Origin of the sequence: Kribbia dieselivorans NBRC 106261, from assembly GCF_001552435.1 — a bacterium.
GTDB classification, from domain to species: domain Bacteria; phylum Actinomycetota; class Actinomycetes; order Actinomycetales; family Dermatophilaceae; genus Kribbia; species Kribbia dieselivorans.
Genome location: NZ_BCRE01000043.1, coordinates 1 through 16,522, shown reverse-complemented (window position 1 = coordinate 16,522; position 16,522 = coordinate 1). Strand labels below are relative to the sequence as shown.

At 70.5% G+C, this 16,522-nt stretch carries 15 protein-coding genes; 8 read left to right on the top strand and 7 right to left on the bottom strand.

The genetic code is table 11. The features are described from left to right. Positions 1–2: 2 nt before the first annotated feature. Positions 3–800, top strand: coding sequence for an FAD-binding oxidoreductase (locus KD1_RS03925; RefSeq protein ID WP_083542036.1), 798 nt, complete (start codon positions 3–5; stop codon positions 798–800). 30 nt (positions 801–830) lie between these two features. Here the strand turns inward: KD1_RS03925 and KD1_RS03920 are convergent, their stop codons facing one another. The 4 genes from KD1_RS03920 to KD1_RS03905 form a co-directional block, all read right to left on the bottom strand. Continuing rightward, positions 831–1,229: a hypothetical protein gene (locus KD1_RS03920; protein WP_068397843.1), complete on the bottom strand. Its 399-nt coding sequence runs from the start codon at positions 1,227–1,229 to the stop codon at positions 831–833. Next, positions 1,226–1,879, bottom strand: coding sequence for a SatD family protein (locus KD1_RS03915; protein ID WP_068397840.1), 654 nt, complete (start codon positions 1,877–1,879; stop codon positions 1,226–1,228). The genes KD1_RS03920 and KD1_RS03915 overlap by 4 nt, the downstream gene beginning before the upstream one ends. Positions 1,880–1,981: 102 nt before the next feature. Continuing rightward, positions 1,982–2,464, bottom strand: coding sequence for a dihydrofolate reductase (locus KD1_RS03910; protein ID WP_068397837.1), 483 nt, complete (start codon positions 2,462–2,464; stop codon positions 1,982–1,984). 39 nt (positions 2,465–2,503) lie between these two features. Continuing rightward, complete coding sequence (locus KD1_RS03905; RefSeq protein ID WP_068397834.1) at positions 2,504–3,313, bottom strand: thymidylate synthase; 810 nt, start codon at positions 3,311–3,313, stop codon at positions 2,504–2,506. 42 nt (positions 3,314–3,355) lie between these two features. On the opposite strand from KD1_RS03905, the gene dapA reads away from it, so the two are divergent. The 3 genes from dapA to KD1_RS03890 all read left to right on the top strand — a co-directional run bounded on the left by dapA (position 3,356) and on the right by KD1_RS03890 (position 8,861). Beyond that, a complete protein-coding gene (gene dapA, locus KD1_RS03900) occupies positions 3,356–4,243 on the top strand; it encodes a 4-hydroxy-tetrahydrodipicolinate synthase (RefSeq protein ID WP_068397831.1) in 888 nt (295 codons plus the stop codon). Beyond that, positions 4,240–5,922, top strand: a complete 1,683-nt coding sequence (locus KD1_RS03895; protein WP_068397828.1) for a ribonuclease J — start codon at positions 4,240–4,242, stop codon at positions 5,920–5,922. Before dapA ends, KD1_RS03895 begins: the two co-directional genes overlap by 4 nt. An 83-nt stretch (positions 5,923–6,005) precedes the next feature. Further along, positions 6,006–8,861, top strand: a complete 2,856-nt coding sequence (locus KD1_RS03890) for an FtsK/SpoIIIE family DNA translocase (RefSeq protein WP_068397825.1) — start codon at positions 6,006–6,008, stop codon at positions 8,859–8,861. A gap of 30 nt (positions 8,862–8,891) precedes the next feature. Here the strand turns inward: KD1_RS03890 and KD1_RS03885 are convergent, their stop codons facing one another. Next, positions 8,892–9,899, bottom strand: coding sequence for a MauE/DoxX family redox-associated membrane protein (locus KD1_RS03885; protein ID WP_068397822.1), 1,008 nt, complete (start codon positions 9,897–9,899; stop codon positions 8,892–8,894). Between the two features lie 55 nt (positions 9,900–9,954). Here KD1_RS03885 and rimO point away from each other — a divergent pair, with 55 nt between their 5' ends. From rimO to KD1_RS03865, 4 genes are all read left to right on the top strand, one after another. Further along, the gene (gene rimO / locus KD1_RS03880; protein ID WP_068397819.1) at positions 9,955–11,430 is read left to right on the top strand and encodes a 30S ribosomal protein S12 methylthiotransferase RimO; all 1,476 of its coding nucleotides are present in this window, start codon (positions 9,955–9,957) and stop codon (positions 11,428–11,430) included. Then, positions 11,427–12,062, top strand: coding sequence for a CDP-diacylglycerol--glycerol-3-phosphate 3-phosphatidyltransferase (gene pgsA / locus KD1_RS17155; RefSeq protein WP_068397815.1), 636 nt, complete (start codon positions 11,427–11,429; stop codon positions 12,060–12,062). Before rimO ends, pgsA begins: the two co-directional genes overlap by 4 nt. Continuing rightward, positions 12,059–12,529 carry a CinA family protein gene (locus KD1_RS17150; protein ID WP_068397812.1) on the top strand — a complete coding sequence of 157 codons (471 nt, stop codon included), beginning with the start codon at positions 12,059–12,061 and terminating at the stop codon, positions 12,527–12,529. The genes pgsA and KD1_RS17150 overlap by 4 nt, the downstream gene beginning before the upstream one ends. Before the next feature lie 210 nt (positions 12,530–12,739). Beyond that, on the top strand, positions 12,740–13,030 hold the full coding sequence (locus KD1_RS03865; protein ID WP_068397809.1) for a helix-turn-helix domain-containing protein: 291 nt from the start codon (positions 12,740–12,742) through the stop codon (positions 13,028–13,030). Positions 13,031–13,040: 10 nt separating this feature from the next. Here the strand turns inward: KD1_RS03865 and KD1_RS03860 are convergent, their stop codons facing one another. Together KD1_RS03860 and KD1_RS03855 are read right to left on the bottom strand one after the other, a co-directional pair. Next, positions 13,041–13,895, bottom strand: a complete 855-nt coding sequence (locus tag KD1_RS03860; RefSeq protein ID WP_068397806.1) for a DNA-formamidopyrimidine glycosylase family protein — start codon at positions 13,893–13,895, stop codon at positions 13,041–13,043. Between the two features lie 3 nt (positions 13,896–13,898). Continuing rightward, positions 13,899–16,522: DNA glycosylase AlkZ-like family protein (locus KD1_RS03855; RefSeq protein WP_174521091.1), on the bottom strand; the 2,624-nt coding region annotated here is incomplete at its 5' end.

Here is a 16,522-nt window from a genome sequence, read left to right as displayed (position 1 = left end):
TCGTGTCACTCCTGTCACCTGTGCATCACGCGCGGCCGAGGTTCCGGCCGCTGACGGTGCGTGCGGTCGAGCAGGTCGCCGAGGCGGCGGTCGCGATCACCTTCGACGTGCCCGACGACTGGAGTGCGGAGTTCCTCGAGTTCACCGCCGGGCAGCACGTGACGCTCTCGGCGACGATCGACGGTGAGCGCGTCCGGCAGTCCTACTCCATCACCTGGTCCCCGGAGCGCGCCCAGCGCGAGCAGGCCCTGCGGATCGGCGTGGCGCTGGTCCCCGGTGGCCGCATGTCGACGTGGCTGAACACGCAGGTCGCACCCGGCGACGTCATCGACGTGCTCGCCCCGATGGGGGAGTTCACCTACACCCCGGCGCCCGAGACCGAGCGCCTCCATGTCGCCGTCGCCGGCGGCTCGGGGATCACCCCCGTGCTCTCCATCATCACGACGGCTCTGGCGGCCGAGCCGACCTCTCGCTTCACCGTCCTGTACGGCACACGGAGCCGGGCGGCAGCGATGTTCGATGCCGAACTGTCCGCGATGGCGGAGCAGTACACCCCCCGGCTGCGCATCATCCCGGTGCACTCGCAGGAGGCCAGCGAGGATGTCCTCCTGGGCCGGATCGAACCCGACCTGCTCGACGCGCTCATCGAGGGCATCGCGCCCGTCGCCGATGTCGACGACTGGTGGCTGTGCGGTCCGGAGGGTCTGGTCGACGCGGTCACCGGCTGGTTGCAGCGTCACCGGGTGCCGGCGCAGCGGGTGCACCACGAGGTCTTCCACACCGTCCACCACTCGGCCTGAGCGCGGCGGAGCGTCGTACGGCCGGCCGTGTCAGGGGGTCACCACCGCGGCGAGCCATAGCGCCACTCCGGCACCCAGGCACGCCGTCAGTAGGCTCGTGAACGTGCCGATGATGAATCGCTCGCCCGCGGCTCCGTTCGGGGACTTGAGGTCGGCGTAGCGCCCGAGCCCCTTGATCGCCAACACCACGGCGATGCCCTCGGGCCACCCCAGCAGGAGCGTCGTGAACACGGCGATCCGTTCGAGCGCGCCGACCCACGTGCCCCCGCGCAGCAGGTCACCGGCGCCCGTCAGGGCATGACCGCCGGCGTCGCGGTCGACCAGTCGGAACACCCCGGTGGTGACCACACCGCCGAGCGCGACGCAGACCAGGCCCACCGCGGTCGCCACGAGGACCGACACCCATGACAGGTGGTCGAGGATGGTCATGACGCACTCCTGAGCAGGTCGTGGGACAGGGCGATGACGGCCAGCCCATCGCTGCGGATGCGCTGCGAGACGGCCGAGGGCGAGATGCCCTCCGCCGCCGCGATGCGCACCTGGGCCTCGCCCGTCATCAACCGGCGGAGGATGCGCACGGACCGTTCATCACACGATCCCAGCAGATGGTCCTGACAACGGAGCGCCGCGTTGACGGCTTCCACGGTCGGGCCGCCGGCTCCGTCGTCACCTTCGGCTGCGGCGTACGCCGTTCGGGTCAGGCGCAACGCGGCCTTCTCCTCGTCGTCGTGCACCTCGGTGATCGCCCGGCGGGCCGCCCACCACCCGGGCCCGTCGCTGGTGGCGTCGTCGAGTTGGGTGACCGGACCCCACCCCACACCATGGCGCACGTCGATGCCCGGTGCGAGGTGCAGGCGCAGCGTCATGGCCGCGTGGAGCGCCTGCCCCACCGTGGCGAAGGTGCCCTGGTACTCGTCTCCGAGCACGATGTGCAACGGGCGGGTGGGGCGCACCTCGGCGTTGACGTGCTCGATCGCCGCGACGAGTCGGTCGTGCAGGGCCTCGCGGTCGTCGTGCTCGCGTGAGCGGACCACATCGCCGATCAGCGTGGCGACGGGACCCCCGGTGCTGGGTGACATGGATTCATGTTATCGCTGCATATCTAAAAAATGAAGCAAATTTCTTCACTGAAGAAGCCATAAATGAAGCGATGTGGTTGATCTGGCGAGAATGAAGCGGGGCTACCGACGCTCGTACAGCACGAACTCCACACCCGGGCCCTCGACGGACTCGCCGGGCCGGCGCGAGATCTCGCGCCACACTGCTCCGTCGATCGCCGGGAACGTCACCGAGCCCTCGGGTTCGAGATCGACCTGCGTGATGTTCAACCGGTGCGCCATCGGCATCGCCTCGCGGTACACCTCTCCGCCACCGACGACGAAGACCTCCTCACCCGACCCGGCCAGCATCAGGGCCTCGCCGAGCGAGTGTGCGACCTCGACATCGGCGTGGTGCCACGCGGTGTTGCGGGTGATGACGACGGTGTGTCGGCCCGGCAGGGCGCGGCCGATCGACTCGAACGTGCGCCGGCCCATGACGATGGCATGCCCCATCGTCGTCTCCTTGAAATGGCGCAGGTCCTCGGGGAGGTGCCAAGGCATCGTCGTGCCGTCGCCGATGACGCCGTTGCGCGCGACCGCGGCCAGCAGGGTGATCGTCGTCATGTCGTTCTCCGTTTCACGAGCCGAGTTCGCGCCGCGATGTCACACCGCGACGGGGGCCTTGATGGTCGGGTCCGCCTCGTACCCGACCAGGTCGAAGTCGCCGAGGTCGTAGGCGTCGATCGACACGCGCGGGGTGATCCGCATGGTCGGCAGCGGCTTCGGCGTGCGGGTCAACTGCTCGCGCACCTGGTCGAAGTGGTTGGAGTAGATGTGCGCGTCGCCGAAGGTGTGCACGAACTCGCCGGGTTCGAGGTCGGTCTGCTGCGCGACGAGCATCGTCAGCAGGGCGTACGCCGCGATGTTGAACGGCACGCCGAGGAAGATGTCGGCACTGCGCTGGTAGAGCTGGCAGCTCAGCTTCCCGCGGGCACCGTCCACGCCGGGCGTGACGTAGAACTGGAACATCGTGTGGCACGGCGGCAGGGCCATGTCATCGACGTCGGCGACGTTCCAGGCCGAGACGATGTGCCGCCGGCTGTCCGGGTTGGTGCGGATCGACTCGATGACCTTGGTGATCTGATCGATCGACTCGCCGCTGGGCGTGGGCCAGGAGCGCCACTGGTGGCCGTAGATCGGGCCGAGGTCGCCGTTATCGTCGGCCCACTCGTCCCAGATGGAGATGTTGCGCTCGTGCAACCACGCGACGTTCGTGTCGCCGCGCAGGAACCACAGCAACTCGCCGATGATCGAGCGCAGGTGCAGTTTCTTCGTCGTCAGAACGGGGAAACCCGCGGAGAGGTCGAAGCGCATCTGGTGGCCGAAGACCGAGCGGGTGCCGGTGCCGGTTCGGTCGGACTTGTCGCGTCCGTTGGTCATCACGTGATCGAGGAGGTCGAGGTACTGGCGCACGGCGTCGACGCTACCTTGTGTCGAGGGGATACCGTTGGGCTCATGTCTGAAACCCCGTTCGGCCGCGTTCTGACGGCCATGGTGACCCCCATGACCCCTGACGGAGCCATCGATCGGGACGGTGTCGCCTCACTGGTCGAGCACCTCCTGACCACCGGTCACGACGGGATCGTCGTCAATGGCACCACGGGGGAGTCGGCCACCCTGACCTCCGACGAGAGCATCGACATGGTCGCGCTCGTGGCGAAGCAGACCTCCGGTCGGGCCAAGGTCGTTGCCGGAGTCGGGTCGAACAACACCGCGCACAGCGTCGAGATGGCCACCCGCGCCCGCGAGGCCGGCGCCGACGGACTGCTGCTCGTCTCGCCGTACTACAACAAGCCGACCCAGCCCGGGCTCATCGCCCACTGCCGCGCCGTGGCCGACACCACCGACCTCCCGGTGCTGCTCTACGACATCCCCGGCCGCACGGGGATCCCGTTTGCCACCCAGACCCTCATCGAGCTCGCCGCCCACCCCAACATCGTCGCTGTCAAGGACGCCAAGGGTGACCTGTGGGCCGCCAGCGAGGTCATGGCCGCCACCGACTTGCTCTGGTACTCCGGGGCCGACGAGGTCAACCTCGCCCACCTCGCCCAGGGCGCGGTCGGCATCGTCTCGGTGGTCGGCCACGTCGCCGGCAACCGCTACCGGTCGATGCTCGACGCCGTCGACGCCGGCGACCTCCAGGCCGCCCGCGAGGTCCACACCCGCCTCATCCCCGCGGTCAACGCGATCATGACGACGAGCCAGGGCGCGATCATGGCCAAGGCCGCACTCACGCGCCTGGGCATCATCGAGCACGCGACCGTCCGGTTGCCGCTGGTGGAGGGGCCACCAGAGCACCTCGAGGTGCTCGAAGCCGGCCTGACGCAGGCGGGTCTGCTGTGAGCCACCCGCATCCCGAACTCACCACGCCGCCGCCGCTGGCCGACGGTGCTGTCCGGATCGTCGCGCTCGGCGGACTCGGCGAGGTCGGCCGCAACATGGCCGTCATCGAGCACCAGGGGCAGTTGCTCATCGTCGACTGTGGCGTGCTCTTCCCCGACGACTCTCAGCCGGGCATCGACCTGATCCTGCCCGACTTCAGCTACATCAAGGACCGCCTCAACGACGTCCAGGCCGTCATCCTCACCCACGGCCACGAGGATCACATCGGCGCCGTCCCGTACCTGCTCAAGCTCAAGCCGGACCTGCCGCTCATCGGATCACAGTTGACGCTCGCGCTGGTCGAGGCCAAGTGCAAGGAACACCGGCTCAAGCCCTACACGATGTCGGTCACCGAGGGCCAAGAGGAGTCGTTCGGCGTCTTCGACTGCGAGTTCGTCGCCGTCAACCACTCCATCCCCGACGCACTGGCCGTGGCGATCCGCACCGACGGTGGCACGATCCTGCACACCGGCGACTTCAAGATGGACCAGTTGCCCCTCGACGGTCGCCTGACCGACCTGCGTGCTTTCGCCCGGCTCGGTGAGGAGGGCGTGGACCTGTTCATGACCGACTCGACCAACGCCGAGGTGCCCGGCTTCACGCCGCTGGAGAAGGACATCGCCCCGGCGATCGACAAGGTCTTCCGCGACGCCGAGCGACGGATCATCGTGGCCTCCTTCGCCAGTCACGTCCACCGCGTGCAGCAGGTGCTCAACGCCGCCGCCGCGGCCGGTCGCAAGGTGGCCCTGGTCGGGCGCTCGATGGTGCGCAACATGGGGATCGCGGCGGACTTGGGGTACCTCCACGTGCCGCCCGGCGTGCTCGTCGACCTCAAGAAGCTCGACCAACTGCCCGACCACAAGGTCGTGCTCATGTGCACCGGTTCGCAGGGTGAGCCGATGGCCGCGTTGTCGCGCATGGCCAACCGCGACCACCAGATCGAGATCGGCCCGGGCGACACGGTGCTCCTCGCGTCGTCGCTCATCCCCGGCAACGAGCACGCGGTCTACCGGGTCATCAACGGCCTGATGCGCCTCGGTGCCGACGTCGTGCACAAGGGCAACGCCAAGGTGCACGTCTCCGGTCACGCCGCGGCCGGCGAGTTGCTGTACTGCTACAACATCGTCCAGCCCAGTTCGGTCATGCCGGTGCATGGCGAATGGCGTCACCTCGTCGCCAACGCCCAGTTGGCCATCGACACCGGGGTGCCGGAGGACAACGTCGTGCTCGCCGAGGACGGTGTCGTCGTCGACCTCATCGACGGTCGGGCCCGCATCGTCGGAGCCGTGCCGTGTGGGTTCGTCTACGTCGACGGGTCGCGGATCGGCGATGGCGGTGACGTGCTCAAGGATCGGCAGATCCTGCGTGACGAGGGCTTCATCACCGTGGTCGCGGTCATCGATGCAGCGGACGGCAAGATCATCGCCGGCCCGGAGATCACCGCTCGCGGTTTTGCCGAGGACCAGCAGATCTTCGACCAGGTGCGACCCCGCCTCGTCGAGGCCCTCGAGGCGGCGCTGGGCAAGGGCACGACCGATCCGCAGCAGTTGCAGCAGATCATGCGCCGGGCCATCGGCTCCTGGGTCGGCGGCAAGATCCGCCGCCGGCCGATGATCATCCCGGTGGTCATCGAAGCCTGACGAGAGGGTCACGCGGCTCGGTGAGACTCCCGTGCCGCGTGTGCTCCCCGGGGCAGGTGTGACGAACGACTAGTCTGGCTGGCATGGCCAACCGCCCTGACAGTTCGTCGCGCCCGCGCACCGGCGCCCGTGGGTCCACCCGACCCGCGAGTCGGTCGCCGCGGGCCAGTGCCTCCACCAGCAACGCGAAGGGGCGGTCGACGAAGGCCAAGGGCGCCTCGACGCACCACAGCGGGAGCGCCGTGGGGCGGGCCGCCTCGGGCTTGGCCAGCGCCACGGGCGGAGCGGTCCGCAGGATCAGCGCCTCGGCCGACAACATCCCTCGCGAGCACCGCCGCGACGGGTGGGGCATGGTCCTCATCGCGGCCGGCATCGTCGTGGCCGCCCGCGAGTGGTGGGGCCTGCCCGGCCGATTCGGTGAGGCCGTGCACGCCGTCGCGGCCGGCACGGTCGGCCAGTTCGCCTACGCCCTGCCGATCGTGCTCATCCTGCTCGGAGCAACGTTCTTCCGCCAGAGCGATCCCGATGACGCCGCCGACGCTCGGCTCGGGTTCGGCACGGCGTTCCTCACCCTGGCCCTGACCGGCCTGACGCACATCCGCCACGGGCTGCCCACCCCGCCCGAGGGACCGGAGGCGATGCGCGGCGCCGGCGGCATCCTCGGCTTCCTCGCGGCCGACCCGCTCGTCACGGCGGTGACGGTCTGGGGCGCCGTCCCGCTGCTCGCGCTGCTGGGCATCTTCGGCCTGCTCGTGCTCACCGGCACGCCCGTCAACCAGGTTCCCCAGCGGTTCCTGGCCTTCCGCCGCCGACTGTTCGGCCTGCCCGACCCGGAGGAGACCGACGACCTCGGTGACGCGCACGCGGACGCCGCGGGCGACGACGCTCCGGCCCAGGCGGTCAAGCGTCAACGTCGACGCGGTCGCAGGGGCAACGGCGACGTCGATGACGCCGACGTGCTCAAGGACCAGCGCGCCCACGACATCGCCTACGACCAGGCCGCGACCGTCGAGGGCGCGTCGGGTGACAAGGCCAAACGCTCGGCGGCGGCCACATCCACCGAGGAGCCTGAGACCAACCCGGGCCGTTCGGCGATGGAGGTCACCGAGGAACTCGCGCTGCAGCGCGCTGCCGGACCCCGCCCCGGGGAGAAGCGACCCACCGCGCCCGGGGTGCTTGCACCGTCCTCCGAAAAGCCCGTTCTCGAACCCCCGCCGACGACGCAACTGCCGCCTCGCGTGGAGCAACTCGCCCTCGCCGGCGACGTGACCTACACCCTCCCCGACTCGTCGATCCTCAAGCCGGGAGCGCCGCACAAGGAGCGCTCGGAGGCCAACGACCGCGTCGTCGAGGCCCTCACCGCCGTGCTCGACGAGTTCAACATCGACGCCCAGGTCACCGGCTTCCACCGTGGCCCGACGGTGACGCGCTACGTCGTCGAGCTCGGGCCCGGCGTCAAGGTCGAGAAGGTCATCTCGCTGTCGAAGAACATCGCCTACGCGGTGGCCTCGGCCGATGTGCGCATCCTCAGCCCGATCCCGGGCAAGTCGGCCATCGGTATCGAGATCCCCAACGCCGACAAGGAGATGGTCTGCCTCGGTGACGTGCTGCGCAGCCAGGTCGCGCGCGGCAACGACCACCCCATGGTCATGGGTGTCGGCAAGGACGTCGAGGGCGGCTACGTCATCGCCAACCTGGCCAAGATGCCGCACCTGCTCGTGGCCGGTGCCACCGGCTCGGGTAAGTCCAGCTTCGTCAACTCGATGATCACGTCGATCCTCATGCGCTCGACCCCCGACGAGGTGCGCATGGTGCTCGTCGACCCCAAGCGGGTGGAGCTGACCGCCTACGACGGCATCCCGCACCTGATCACCCCGATCATCACGAACCCGAAGAAGGCCGCTGAGGCGCTGCAGTGGGTCGTGCGCGAGATGGACATGCGCTACGACGACCTCGCCCACTTCGGGTACAAGCACGTCGACGACTTCAACAAGGCGGTGCGCGCCGGCAAGGTACAGCCGCTGCCGGGCAGCGAACGGGAGATCCACCCCTACCCGTACCTGCTCGTCATCGTCGACGAGCTCGCCGACCTGATGATGGTCGCGCCGCGCGACGTCGAGGAGTCGATCGTGCGCATCACCCAGCTCGCCCGCGCCGCCGGCATCCACCTCGTGCTCGCGACCCAGCGTCCCTCCGTCGACGTCGTCACGGGTCTGATCAAGGCCAACGTGCCCAGCCGGATGGCGTTCGCGACGTCGTCGCTGGCCGACTCGCGGGTCGTGCTCGACCAGCCCGGCGCCGAGAAGCTGCTCGGCCAGGGTGACGCGCTGTTCCTGCCGATGGGCAAGTCCAAGCCGATGCGCGTGCAGGGCGCCTGGGTGACCGAGACCGAGATCCACGAGGTCGTCGAAAGCGTCAAGACCCAGCTCCAGCCGACCTACCGCGAGGACGTCGTCGTCGAGGCGCCCAAGAAGCAGATCGACGAGGACATCGGCGACGACCTCGAACTGCTGCTGCAGGCGACCGAGCTCATCGTCACCAGCCAGTTCGGGTCGACGTCGATGCTGCAGCGCAAGTTGCGCGTCGGGTTCGCCAAGGCCGGGCGCCTCATGGACCTGCTGGAGTCGCGTGGCGTGGTCGGGCCGTCGGAGGGCTCGAAGGCGCGTGACGTGCTGGTGCGCCCGGACGACCTGCCGACAACGCTGGCGCTGCTGCGTGGCGAGGACGTGCCGGCCGACGGTGGCGACGACGTCACCGGCGACCCCGGTACGCCCCTGGACGGCGACGCCCACACGCTGGCGCAGCGGGGACTGCAGACCGAGGGGCAGCGCGACACGCAGCCGGTGCCGTACGACCGCTACGCGGAGGACCCGATCGGCACCGACATCCCCGTCGACGACGATCCGGACGAGGACGCCTGGCAGCTCACCGGTCGGTGACCGACTCGTCGGGCATCGTCCGCGCAGCGGCTATTCGGCCTCGTGGATCTGACCGATGACGTCCTCGACGAACTCCACGACATCACCATTGCCCGTGATCGGCCCACCGGCCAGCAGGTCATCGGTGCCGAGCAGCACGGCACTGGGGGTGGCCAGGCCACCGAACGCATCGGAGAGGGCTCCGTCCTTGTCGTGGAGGGCATCGGCCGTGAGGGCATTCCACATCGGTTCGTCGGGCAGGGTGTCGAGCGGCACGTAGAACACGGCCCGCAGGCGCACCGGCCCGAGCCGCTCGGCCCATCGCGGCATGGCCTCGGCGACAACCTCGCACGCCCCGCACGTGGGGCTGAGGAAGATCAACAGGTGCGCCTCGCGCCGCGCCAACGTGCGAATGGACTGCGGGATGCCCTGGGCGTCGACAACGGTGGTCAGCGGCGTGGGCGTGCGCAGGTAATCGGCGTCGTCGAGCGCGCCGTCGGCGGCCGGGGCCGCCGGCACGTGCACGATGCGCGTGCCCGAGCCACCGACGACGAACCACGTCAGGAGTACCGTGACGGCGATTCCGAGGAGCCACCACCAGACCGCGGCGGGGGCCGCGATGAGCTGCTGCACGACCGAGCCCTGCCGCCACGCGGTGTACACCGACACGGCCGCGATGGCGCTGAGCAGCGCGTTGCGCCACGCGGTCTTCGCCTCGACCAGCCCCAACCCGAGCCGGCCGAAGCAGTTGCACGTGACCGGGTACGGGAAACGCAGCGCGCGCACGATGATTCCCAGATAGGTGAGCATGAGCACGAGCCCCGCCGCGGCCGGCAGCCACGCCCACGGCCGCGGCACGACGAGCAGGAGCGCGGCGAGGGCCAGTTCACCCCACGGCAGCAGGCGCGGAGCGCGGAGCGTCCGGAGGAACCCTGGCAGCTGGAGTTGGGCGAACGCACTGGCCGTCGAGACGGATTCACGCAGTTTCGCGACGCCGCTGACGACGAGCACGATGACGATGAGCAGTTGGGGGAGCACCCACGGCGCGGCGGCAGTCACCGGCCCAGCCTACGAGCATCCCGGGGGGCCGGCGCGGGCACACTAGGCTGACCCCATGCCTGACACCCCCCGTAGCGTCGCCCTCGTCACCCTCGGCTGTACCCGCAACGAGGTCGACTCCGAGGAGTTGGCGGGCCGACTCTCCGCCGAGGGATGGCTGCTCGTCGACGACGCGGCGCAGGCCGACGTCGCCGTCATCAACACGTGCGGGTTCATCGCCCAGGCGAAGAAGGACTCCATCGACACCGTCCTCGAGGCCGCCGACCTCAAGGAGAACGGCCGCACCCAAGCTGTCGTCGCGGTGGGCTGCCTGGCCGAGCGCTACGGCTCCGAACTGGCCGCCGAACTGCCCGAGGCCGATGCGGTCCTGGGTTTCGACTCGTACGCCGACATGTCCACCCACCTGCGCACCGTGCTCGACGGCGGCAAGCCCGAGGTTCACGCCCCCGGTGACCGGCGCACCCGCCTGCCGTTGTCGCCGATCGAGCGCCAAGCGGGGGCCGGATCCGTCGTGGTGCCCGGCCACGGCGATCCGGCCAGTCACGGCGCTCCGGTCGTCAACGGCGATCCGACCGAGACCGGGAGCGTCGTGGCGACGCGCGTGACGCGGGCCCGGCTCGATGGTCGCCCGTGGGCGCCGCTGAAGATCGCCTCCGGGTGCGACCGGCGCTGCGCGTTCTGCGCCATCCCGATGTTCCGCGGCTCGTTCATCTCCCGCCGCCCGACCGACATCGTCGCCGAGGCGCGCTGGCTCGCCCAGCAGGGCGTGACCGAACTGTTCCTCGTCTCGGAGAACTCGACGTCCTACGGCAAGGACCTCGGCGACCTCGACCTGCTGCAGACCCTGCTGCCGGAGTTGGCCGCGATCGAGGGGATCGAATGGGTGCGGGTGTCCTACCTCCAGCCCGCGGAGATCCGACCCGGCCTGCTCGAGGCCATGGCCGCGACCGAGAAGGTCGTGCCGTGGTTCGACATCTCGTTCCAGCACGCCTCCGGGCCGCTGCTGCGTCGCATGCGTCGGTTCGGTGACGCCGAATCGTTCCTGGACCTCATCCAGCGGGTGCGCACCCTCGTGCCCCAGGCCGGCCTGCGCGCCAACGTCATCGTCGGATTCCCCGGTGAAACCGACGCCGACGTCGCCGTGCTCGAGGACTTTCTCACCCGCGCGCGCCTCGACGTCGTGGGCGTGTTCGGGTACTCCGATGAGGACGGCACCGAGGGTGAGACCCTCGACGGCAAGGTCGACGACGCGACGATTGCCGCGCGCGTGCAGCGACTCACCGACCTCGTCGAGGAACTCAGCGCCCAACGCGCCGCCGACCGGGTCGGGCAGGACGCGCGGGTGCTCATCGAGGAGTTCGACGAGGACGGCCGGGCCGTCGGGCGCGCCGCGCATCAGGGCCCCGAGGTTGACGGAGTCACGTACGTCACGGGCGCCGCCGACGTCACCGCCGCTCTGAAGGTCGGCGACTACGTCGACGTGCGATTCGTCGACAGTGAGGGCATCGACCTGGTCGGTGAGGTGCGGTGAGCGCTGCGCCCGGGCCGGCGCAGAGCCCCGAACCGAGCCCGTGGAACCTGCCGAACGCGCTGACGGTCCTGCGGATCATCCTCGTCCCCGTCTACGGGTGGCTACTGCTGACCCACGGTGGTGAGGACGCGACCCTGCGGTGGTGGGCGTTCGTGGTGTTCGTCGTCGCCATGGCCACCGACAAGATCGACGGTGACCTGGCGCGCAGCCGCGGGCTCGTGACGAACTTCGGCAAGATCGCCGATCCCATCGCCGACAAGGCGTTGACCGGCATGGGCTTCATCGGCCTGTCGATCATCGGCGACATCCCGTGGGTGCTGACGATCATCGTGCTCGTGCGCGAATGGGGGATCACCGCGCTCCGCTTCGTCGTCATCAGACACGGCGTCATGCCGGCCGGGCGCGGGGGCAAGCTCAAGACCGTGCTCCAGGCGGTCAGCCTGACGCTGTTCACGATGCCGCTGTGGACCCTGCCGCTGTCGGGAGTGTGGGTCGCCATCGCGTGGATCGTGCTCATCGCGGCCGTGCTGGTCACCGTCGTGACCGGGGTGGACTACGTCATCAAGGCGCGGCAATTGGTGGCCGGCAGCGCCCGCACGGCGGAGCGTCGTGCCAGTCGGGGCGGCTCGTGAGCGCCGCCGACGTCGTGGCGCGGTTGACCGCCGCGGGATTGACGATCGCGACGGGCGAATCCCTGACCGCGGGGTTGGTCGCGGCGCGGATCGCCGATGTGCCGGGGGCGTCGGCGGTGCTGCGCGGCGGGGTCGTCGCCTATGCCACGGAGATCAAGGCCACTGTGTTGGGCGTCGACCGAGTGTTGTTGGCGGAGCGCGGTGCGGTTGACCCCGAGGTCGCGGCGCAGATGGCGGCCGGCGCGGCGCGGGTGCTCGGCGCCGACGTCGGGGTGGCGACCACCGGGGTGGCCGGTCCGAGCGAGCAGGACGGGCAGCCGGTGGGGACGGTGTTCGTGGCGGTGTCGGGGGCCTTGGGGGAGGACGTGCGGCCGTTGGCTCTGCACGGTGACCGCGCGCAGATCCGCGCCGCGACCGTGGAGGCCGTCCTCGACCTCGTAGAGGACGGCCTCCACGGTCGTGGGTGACTGATCCGTCGTCGGGCGACGCCCGCGGGACGTCGTCGGTCGGAAGGTGGCGTGGTAGGTCCCACGGGTGGGGCGGCCCAAGCCGACGCCCGGGAAGAGGGACGAGCGACGGAGCGTTGTTCACGTCACGGCCATGTCGATGGCTGCGGTTGTCGGAACCACGGGATACCGTGGTGTTCTGACTTCAGAGCGAGCTGAGGAGGGAGCGACATGGTTCTGCTGCGCCAGGAGATCGGCAGCGCCCTGCGGGCCCGCCGCCGTGAGTTGGGCCGCACGCTGCGTGAGGTGTCGGCCGATGCGTCGGTGTCGCTGGGCTACCTCAGTGAGATCGAACGCGGTGAGAAGGAGGCCTCGTCCGAACTGATCGCCTCCGTGTGTCGTGCCCTCGGCCTGCGCCTGAGTGAACTGCTCGAGGTCGTCACCGAGCACGCGGCCTCCGCCGAGACGGTCACCACCCTGCCGGTGCGTGAACCCGTCGTGCAGGCCGCCTCCGCCGCCTGAGCCCGACGGGTCACCGACCCCGGCTGCCGAGTGGTCCCAGGCGCCCCCCACGGTCGCCCGGGGCGAGACCGCCTTGGCAGGTCGGGCAGTAGAACATGGGACGCTGCCGGGTCGGCGGCCCGATGCCCTGAACGCGCACGATGGTTCCGCAGCGGCGGCAGGGGTGACCCGAGCGGGCGTGGACGTATGTGCGTTCGCCGCGCCGTTGCGATCCGGTCACCGATGGCACCGGGTGCTCGACGGAGCGCAGCATCATCACGCGCAACCAATCGACCATCTCCGTGACGAGTTCTGGATCGACATCGCGGGCGGCCAGCCACGGGTGTGTGCGATACGCGAACAGCACCTCCGCGGACCACAACGTGCCCACCCCGGACATGGGCCGCTGATCGAGCATCGCGGCACCGATGGTGTCGCCGTGGGCGGACAGGGCGGCCGCCGCCGACGCGGCGACGTCGGCGTTCCAGTCGGGGGCGAGAATGTCGGGCCCGAGGTGGGCCAACTTCTCACCCTCGCTCGACGTGCGCCAGACGTCGACCATCCGCAGTCGCTGTCCCAGACACAGCCAGTCGTCGGTCCCGAGCACGGCACGCGTCTCCGGGTTGTGCCACGACGTTGGCGTCATGTCGGTGGGCCGCCACACCTGCCACATGCCGTCCAGCCCCAGGTGGGTGCGCAGCGTCCAGCCGCCCTCGATGCGGTGAAGGATGTGCTTGGCGCGGCGGGTGACCTCCAGCGTCGAGCGGCCGGTCAGGTCGATGTCCGCGGCCGTCGGCCAGCGCAGCTCGACCAGCCGCAGGGGCTGCCCGGCGAGCACGGTGTTGAGGCGCTGTGCCACGCGCCAGACGGTGTCGGCCTCAGGCACCGCTCACCCCCGCAGTCGCAGCCCGCGCGGAGTCAGGTGGAACCCCGCCTCCTGGAGCACCCCACCGAGCGCGGATTCGGCGCCCAGCACGCCCTGCCCGTCGATGCGCTCGATCGTCAGCCCGCTCAGCCGCCCGGCCGAGACCAGTTCGGTGAGCGCGGTGGCGGCCGCGGTCAGGTGCGCGCGATCGCTGGTGAAGGTCAGCGCGGTGCGACCGCCGCGCTCGAGGAACAGCACGAGTGAACCGTCGACGAGCGCGACGAGGGCTCCGGCCTTGCGCCCCGGACGGTGCCCGACGGACTCGGCGACGTCGGGCCACTCCAGGCCGGCGCCGTACGGGTTGGCCGGGTCGCAGGCGGCGAGCACCGTGGCCGTGGGAACTTCGGCGGGACCGACCTGCCACGGGTCGCGGTCCGCCTCTGGAGCCGGGAGGCGAGACAGGGACCGCAGGCGGTCGATCGAGCCGGTCGAGCCGAACTGCGATCCGCCGAGCGACTCGATGAAATACCCGCGCCGGACCCGCCCGGCCTCCTCGGCCGCGGTGAGCACCTTGTGGATCGCGGCGAACCCGCCCGGCACCTCCTCCATAGTCACCGGGCCGCGCGTCAGCACGCCGTACCGGTCGAGCAACACCTCGGCGGCCGCCCAGGCCCGCACGGTCGGGTCCGTCTCAACCTCTGGCAGGCGGGACCAGCGCCCCGAGACCTCACGCAACCCCTGCGAGGCCACCCGGGCCGCGCGAGCGGCGGCCGCGACCGAGCCCGGCCCGCCCAACGGCACCCGGCCCAAACGGCCGAGACGAGCGGAGCGCGGTCCGGTCGGGCGGCGGTGGGTCGTGTGGCTGCCCGCGAGCCGGGTGCGCAGCGGGCCCAGCGTGTCGGCGGTCAGGTGCCCGGCCCACACCAGCTCCCAGATGGCTTCGGCGACCTGGGCCTCGGACGGTGCGGAGGCCGCAGTCGCATCGGGGTCGATGACCGTCTCGGCGAGGGACCTGGCGAAGACCGCCGCGTCGTCGGGCACCGCCGCCCAGATCTGCCGCGCCAGCTCCGAGAGCTCGGCCAGATCCGTGGGCCGCGGCAGGGTCAGGTGTGCGGTCTCGGTCGGGTGCAGCGAGATCCACCCGTCGTCCCCGGCCAACGCGCCGTGCCCGCGCCAGACGACCTCGCCGCTGGCCAGCACCTCGTCGAGCATGCCGGGGGAGTACCCGCGAACCCGGGCGGGCAGGATCAACGACTCCAACGCACTGGCCGGCACGACGACTCCGGCGAACTGTTCGAGAACGACCAGCAGCCCCTCTGACCCGCGCACCGGCTCGCCGACGTGCTGCCACACCGGCAGGAACCGGGCGTAGTCGGCGGTGGTGACCGGTTCGACCTCGGCCCGCAACGCCGCCAGACTGCGCCGACGCAGCAGCCGCAGCACCTCCAGGTCGCAGTACTCGCTCTCGCGGCCACCGCCGGCCTCGAGGGGGATGAGCTCACCTGAGGTGACGGTCCCGGCGGCCACGAGCCTGGCGAGCACCCCCTGCACGACGGGCACACTCAACCCGAACCGCCCGCTGATCATCGTCGCGGTGAACGGACCGTGCGTGCGGGCGTGGCGGGCGACGAGGTCGGCCATCGGGTCGGCCACGGGTTCGAGGAACACCTGCGCGACGCCGACGGGCAACGCGGCACCGAGGCCGTCCCGCACCCGCGAGGCGTCCTCGACGACGACGTACTGCTCCTGCTCGGCGACATGCACGGCGATGACCAACCGCCGGTCCACGAGGTCGGTGAGCACCCCCTCGACCCGCGCGGCCACCTCGGGGACGCAGCGGCGGGCCACCTCGGCGGCCGGCAGCGGTCCGAGCACGCGAATGAGGTCCAGGACGTCCTCGGCATCGCGAGCCGCACGGCCCTCCGTCAGGTGTTGCAGTTCGTTCTCGGTGCGGGCGACCTGCTCGGGGTCGAGGAGGTCACGCAGCGAGAGCCCCTGGTCGCGGCCGAGGAGTTCGTCGAGCAGCGCAGGGTCGAGCGACAACGCGGCCGCCCGACGCTCCGCCAAGGGGGTGTCACCGTCGTAGAGGTGTTCGGCAACGTACCCGAACAGCAGATTCCGGGCGAAGGGCGAGGGCTGCGCGGTCTCGACGGCGGTCACGCCGATCCGTCGGGATTCGACGGCCCGCATGAGGTCAACCAGCGCGGGCACGTCGAACACGTCCTGGAGGCACTCGCGCACCGCCTCCAAAGTGATGGGGAAGTCCGGGAACTGGGCGGCGACCTGCAACAGTTGGGAGGCGCGTTGGCGCTGCTGCCACAGTGGTTGGCGTCGGGTGGGGTTGGGGCGAGGCAGGAGCAGCGCTCGGGCGGCGCACTCGCGGAACCGTGCGGCGAACACCGCCGAGCCCCCGACCTCCGTCGTCACCAGTTCGGCGACGTCGTCGGCCGGCGGGACGACCAGTTCGATGAGTTCAGCGTCGAAACCGGCCACATCGTCGACCTCGATGTTCGGCAGGCGCAGCACGATGCCGTCGTCCCCGTGCATGGCCTGCACCTCGACCCCGAACCGGGCGCGGAGGCGGGCGGCGATGCACAGGGCCCACGGGGCGTGCACGCGCGAGCCGTAGGGGGAGTGCAGCACGACCC